Genomic DNA, 3,493 nt, shown 5'->3' with positions numbered 1-3,493 from the left:
TCCTGCTGCTCGTGATCAACTTCTGCATCGTCTTCGGGCTCTTCTACAGCCAGCGCTTCGACGTCGAGACCTCCTTCCTCGGGACGATCTCGATGCTCCAGGTGAGCGAGTTCTCGCTCGTCCTCGGCGCGCTCGCCGTCGAGGCCGACTTCATCGAGGCGGACATCCTCGGCTTCCTGAGCCTGATGGCGCTGATCACGATGCCGACCTCGACGTACTACGTCCTCTACAACCGCCAGCTCTACCGGTACGTCCGGCCCTACCTCGAGCGCTTCGAGCGGGAGGATCCGATCGAAGCCGAACCGGTCGAGTACGCGGACCACGCGGTGATCGTCGGCTACAGCCGGCTCACCGGCGAGCTGGCGGACGTCCTCGAGGGACGCGTCGACGACGTCGTCTACGTCGAGGACCGGGCCGAGTACGTCGAGGAGCTGCAGGAATCGGATCACGGGTTCATCTTCGGCAACGCGCGCCACGGCGACGTCCGCCGGGAGGCGAACCTCGCCGGCGCCGACGTCGTCGTCAGCGTCGCCGAGCGGGTGGACGTGAGCGTCCGGCTCGTCGAGGACGCGCCCGACGCGCTCACGATCGTCGCGGCGACGACCGAGGAGGAAGCCGTCCTCCTCCACGGGCGCGGCGCCGACTACGTCGTCCTCGGACGCGGACTCGTCGGCGACGAGCTGGCCGATCTCCTCGAGACGCTCGACGATCGCGAGGCGTTCGAGCGTCGACTCGCGGAACTCAACGACCGGGCGCGGGCCGGTTCGCCGCGGTCGGACGAACCCGTCGCGACCGGAGGTGAGGCCGATGGATGAGATCCTCTTCACGCTGACGCTCATCTTCGGGCTCGCGGCGGTCTTCTTGCTCGTCGCCGCCCAGCGCGGGCTGCCGGCGATCCCGTTCTACCTGCTCGCGGGCGTCGTCGCCGGGCTAGCGATCGACGAGGCCCAGTTGCTCGACCTCGCCCAGTGGGGGATCGCCTTCCTCGTGCTCCTGTTCGGGATCCACGTCGACGTCGAGTCGTTCCGATCGACCGGCCGGATCAGCGTCGCGGTCGGCCTCTTGCAGGCGGGGCTCGTCGGCGGGCTGGCGGTCGGCCTGGGCCTGCTCTTCGGCCTCGACTCGGTGAACGCGGTGTACTTCGGCGTCGCCGCCGCCCTGAGTTCGTCGCTCGTCGCGACCAGCTATCTGGACGGCGAGCCGGGAATTCGGCCCACCTACGCGCGGATCGCCGAATCGATCCACTTCACCGAGGACCTCCTCGGCGTGCTCGTCGTCATCGCGCTCGGCGCGTTCGTCTACGCGGCCGCGCCCGCCGTCGAACAGTTCGCGGTCGCCGCCGGGCTGTTCGCCTTCGCGCTGGGGATCCGCTATCTCGTCTTCCACCGGCTGACCGCCCGCCTGCGCGGCGACGCCGAGGTGATGATGCTCGTCGCCGTCTCGTTCGCGATCGGCTTCATCGCGCTCGCCGAGGCGGCCGGCCTGTCGATCGTCGTCGGCGCCTTCGCCGCCGGCATCGCCATCGCCGACGACTACCCGCACTCGCTCGAGCTGGTCGACACCGTCGACGACCTGGAGGACTTCTTCTCGCCGATCTTCTTCGTCACGGTCGGCGCGCTGCTCGCGATCCCGACCGTCGAGTCGATCGGCTACACGCTCGTGCTGCTGGCGGCCGTCCTCGTCCTCAATCCGTTGCTGGTGGCGCTCGTCCTCCTCAGGGGCGGCTTCGACGGCCGGACGGCGATCCGCACCGGCCTCACGCTGGACCAGGTGAGCACGTTCAGCCTCTTCATCGCGATCGAGGCGGTGGGGGCGGGCCGGATCGCCCGGCCGGTCTTCGACGCGATCGTCCTCGCGGCCGCCCTCTCGATGATCGTCGCGACGTACACGGGGAGACACGCCGACGAGATCAACGGGTGGCTCCGCGAACGCGGGGTCGTTCGGGCGCTCGGCGAACCGCTGGGCGACCGGACGCACGTGACCGAGGGACTGACGGATCACGTGATCGTCGTCGACTTCGAACACGGCGGTCGGCAGGTTCTCGAGGCCTGTTCGTTCCTCGACCGGCCGGTGCTCGTGATCGAGGACGATCCCGTCCTGTTGGAGGCGATCCGCGACGAGTGCGACAACTACGTCTACGGCGACGTGCTGAACGATCGAGTCTGGGAGCGGGCGGCGGTCGACGACGCCGCGCTGGTCGTCTCGCTGACGCCCGAACGCGACCGGGCCGAGGCGGTCGTCGAACTCCAGTCGGACGTCCCACGGCTCGTCCGCGTCGACGGGACCGACGCCGCGGCGGCGTTCCTCGACCGGGGCGCGACCGGCGTCATTTATCCCGACGCGATCGCCGCCGAGCGCGTCGGCGACGACCTCGAGGCGCTGTTGGCCGACGAAATTTCGCGCGAGGAGTTCGCCGAACGCGGTCGCGCGCACTTCGAGGCCTAGATGACGCCACTGGAGGGTGGAACGTGGGCGACGCTACGGGAGGGTGATACCCGGGCGCTGCTCCGAGAGGGAGGCACTCGGGCGACGCAACGGGAGGGTGGAACGTGGGCACCGCTACGGGAGGGCCATACCTGTGCGACGCGACGAGCCGGCGGGACCCGACCGACGCTACGAGCCGGCGAGACCCGACCGACGCCACGAGAGGGCGGGACCTGACCGACGCTACGAGAGGGCGGCATCCGGTCGAACGACGAGGACGTCCGCGGGCGCCTCGTTGACGACGTACTTCGCGACCGTCCCGAGCAGTTTGTCCGAGACGTCGTCCGCCCCCGTCGATCCGACGACGATCAGGTCGACCCCGCGCTCGTCGGCGTAGTCTTCGATCGTCGTTCGCGGAACGCCGACCTCGACCGCCCGTTCCGTCGCCACGCCGTTCGCTTCCGCCCGCTCCGTGATCGACTCGACGACGTCACGTGCGTCGTCCACCTCCTCCGCGAGTTTCTCTTTCAACCCCTTCGCCTCGGGATCGTCGCGCGTCCGCTCCGCGACGGAGAGGACGTTCAACGTCGCATCGTAGCGTCTGGCCGCGTCGATGGCGCGCTCTGCAGCCATGTTGGCCGTGTCGCTCCCGTCCGTCGGGAGGAGGATCTCCTCGTACTCCATCGGGGCGTCTACGCTATTCGTCGGGAGTCGTTTGACTCTGCTGCCGGAACGTGACGAGTCCGGCCGTCGAGATTCCGGGCGTCCCGAACTCCGCGACCCGCCGCTCAGTCGGCCAACCGCTCGGCGACCGCCTAGCCTCGGCTCCTCGGTTTCGAGGTAATTGACGCCCACGAGCGGGGCCAGGCCGAGGAGCCCGAGACGGATCACGAGAACTCGAGGGTCGAGCAGCGGCGTCAGCTCGACGAGGTAGCGGCCGAAGCCGATCACGTAGAACGCGCTGGTGCACACCAGTCTCGTCCACATCCCCCAGCCGACGATGCTGTCGACGAACTCCCCAGCGCGAGATCGACGTAGTGGTCGCTGTCGCCGGCGATCGGCACCTCCG

The 3,493-nt window shown here is 69.2% G+C and carries 4 protein-coding genes; 2 read left to right on the top strand and 2 right to left on the bottom strand.

Annotated features, from left to right (window positions below; translation table 11 throughout):
* Nucleotides 1-815: NAD-binding protein (locus tag QZT59_RS03300; protein ID WP_290811298.1), on the top strand; the 815-nt coding region annotated here is incomplete at its 5' end.
* The gene (locus QZT59_RS03295) at nt 808-2,445 is read left to right on the top strand and encodes a cation:proton antiporter (RefSeq protein WP_290811295.1); all 1,638 of its coding nucleotides are present in this window, start codon (nt 808-810) and stop codon (nt 2,443-2,445) included. The genes QZT59_RS03300 and QZT59_RS03295, both read left to right, overlap by 8 nt.
* Here the strand turns inward: QZT59_RS03295 and QZT59_RS19185 are convergent.
* Both QZT59_RS19185 and QZT59_RS03290 read right to left on the bottom strand, forming a co-directional pair.
* Complete coding sequence (locus QZT59_RS19185) at nt 2,442-2,684, bottom strand: DUF4573 domain-containing protein (protein WP_394348634.1); 243 nt, start codon at nt 2,682-2,684, stop codon at nt 2,442-2,444. The genes QZT59_RS03295 and QZT59_RS19185 overlap by 4 nt on opposite strands.
* The coding region (locus tag QZT59_RS03290) for a universal stress protein (protein ID WP_290811292.1) at nt 2,668-3,493 on the bottom strand (826 nt) is incomplete at its 5' end. The genes QZT59_RS19185 and QZT59_RS03290, both read right to left, overlap by 17 nt.

It is taken from the genome of Halovivax sp. (assembly GCA_007119345.1).
Lineage (GTDB): Archaea > Halobacteriota > Halobacteria > Halobacteriales > Natrialbaceae > Halovivax.
Note: the sequence above shows the minus strand (reverse complement) of the source record. Positions and strands in the feature narration are given on the sequence as shown.